Origin of the sequence: Acidisoma silvae, assembly GCF_020618775.1 — a bacterium.
GTDB classification, from domain to species: domain Bacteria; phylum Pseudomonadota; class Alphaproteobacteria; order Acetobacterales; family Acetobacteraceae; genus Acidisoma; species Acidisoma silvae.
Genome location: NZ_JAESVB010000060.1, coordinates 1 through 1,916, shown reverse-complemented (window position 1 = coordinate 1,916; position 1,916 = coordinate 1). Strand labels below are relative to the sequence as shown.

The following is a 1,916-nucleotide window of genomic DNA, read 5'->3' as shown; positions in this document are numbered from 1 at the left end:
CGCTCCCGGTTCCGGCGAGGCAGAAGGCCGCATTCGGGCGAATTGAGATTGAGTTCCCGGGCGGCATTCGTGTGCGGGTTGAAGGAGCGGCCGACGAGGCCGTTTTGCGAGGCGTCTTATCAACGCTGAACGGTAGCTGATGCTGCCCGCGGGAGAGGTCCGCATTTACCTGGCCTGTGGCGTCACGGACATGCGGAAAGGGTTCCACTCCCTCGCTGCGCAGGTTCAGACGGTGCTGAAGCATGACCCGTTTAGCGGGGCGATTTTTTTGTTTAGAGGCCGCCGGGGCGATTTGATCAAGTGCTTGTTCTGGGATCGCCAGGGCTTGTGCCTCTACGTGAAAAAGCTGGACCGGGGTCGCTTCGTATGGCCGCAGGCCAAGGACGGCGTTGTGTCACTCACCATGGCGCAGTTCTCGATGCTGCTGGAATCGATCGATTGGCGCAACACGGCCTGGACTGCCCGGCCGGAGGTTGTGGTCTGATCAAGAACTTTGTCGGCTAGGTCTATCGAACCTTTGTACAGCGATGCAGGATCTGATAAGCTCGGCCTATGTCCGAGGTCGAAGCTCTTCACGAAGAGATTGCAAAGCTGCGGGACCAGCTGGCGGAGCGTGATGCCAGGTTGGTGGAACTCGCCGCCTCCGAAGCACGGCTAAAGGTGGCGCTGCTCGAGATCGAGCAGATCAAGATGCAATTGGCGGTTCTACGGCGGCAACGCTACGGCCAATCCTCCGAGAGGCTCGACGGCGAGATCGTGCAGTTGGAGTTGCGCCTGGAGGATCTCGAAGAAACGGTTGGCGAGCAGATCGCGGCCAGCCCGAGGGCGCGGGAGGCAAAGGACCACGAGCGGAAACCCACCGGACGCAAGCCCCTACCGCCGCACTTGCCGCGGGAGGTGGTGGTGCATGAGCCGGAGATCATCTGCCAGTGCGGCGGCTGTGACCCGGCTCGCCTGACCAAAATCGGTGAAACCACGACCGAGGTGCTGGAAAAGATTCCGGCCCGGCTGAAGGTCATCCGTCACGTTCGGCCGAAATATGCATGCCGTCGGTGCGAAGCGGTGTTCCAGGCCCCGGCGCCGGACTTGCCCATCGAGAAAGGGCGGCCGGGCCCGGGATTGCTGGCCCATATCGCGGTCTCGAAATACTGCGACGGCCTGCCTCTCTATCGTCAGGCGGGCATTCTGGCGCGCGAAGGCATCGATATCTCACGCGCCGTGCTGGCCGAGTGGGTTGGGCAAGTTGCCTGGTGGCTGGTCCCTCTGGCTAAGAGGATCGGCGAATATGTCATGGCTCAATCGGTGATCTGGACCGACGACACACCCATCCGCACCCTGGCGCCCGGCAAGGGCAAGACGAATTTGTCGCGGTTCTGGTGCTATGCCGTGGACCCGCGACCCTATGCCGGGTCGGGTCATCCCGCCGTGCTGTATCGCTACAGCGCCGACCGCAAAGGTGAGCGACCTCAAACACATCTTGAGGGCTTCCGCGGCTATCTACATGCTGATGCCTTCTCTGGATATGAAGCCCTTTATCGGCCACACGGTCGCAACGCGCCCCCGGTGCAGCACGTTGCCTGCGTCGCGCACGCCCGCAGGAAATTCTTTGAAGTCTTCGACGCCACCCAGTCCGTCATTGCCGAGGAAGCCTTGCGGCGCATTCAGGACCTCTACGCGGTGGAGGATGACATCCGCGGCCAACCGGCAGCGCACCGCCGAACTGAGCGGCAAGCGCGGGCCAAACCGCTGCTCGGCGCCTTCCATTCTTGGGCGATCGCACAACGGCGGCGCCTCTCGAGCAAAGCGCCCCTTGCCAAAGCATTCCAATACGCCTTGAACCGTTGGGATGCCCTGACGCGCTACATCGAAGACGGCAGGCTCAGCATTGATAATAATCTATCCGAGCGACTGCTCCG

2 protein-coding genes are annotated in these 1,916 nt (G+C 62.1%); both read left to right on the top strand.

All coding sequences use genetic code 11. From position 1 onward, the window contains the following. Nucleotides 1-139 precede the first annotated feature (139 nt). Nucleotides 140-484, top strand: coding sequence for an IS66 family insertion sequence element accessory protein TnpB (gene tnpB / locus ASILVAE211_RS25735; protein ID WP_227324205.1), 345 nt, complete (start codon nt 140-142; stop codon nt 482-484). Nucleotides 485-552: 68 nt separating this feature from the next. Beyond that, nucleotides 553-1,916, top strand: a 1,364-nt coding sequence (tnpC, locus tag ASILVAE211_RS25730; RefSeq protein WP_227324204.1) for an IS66 family transposase, incomplete at its 3' end; no start/stop codon positions are given.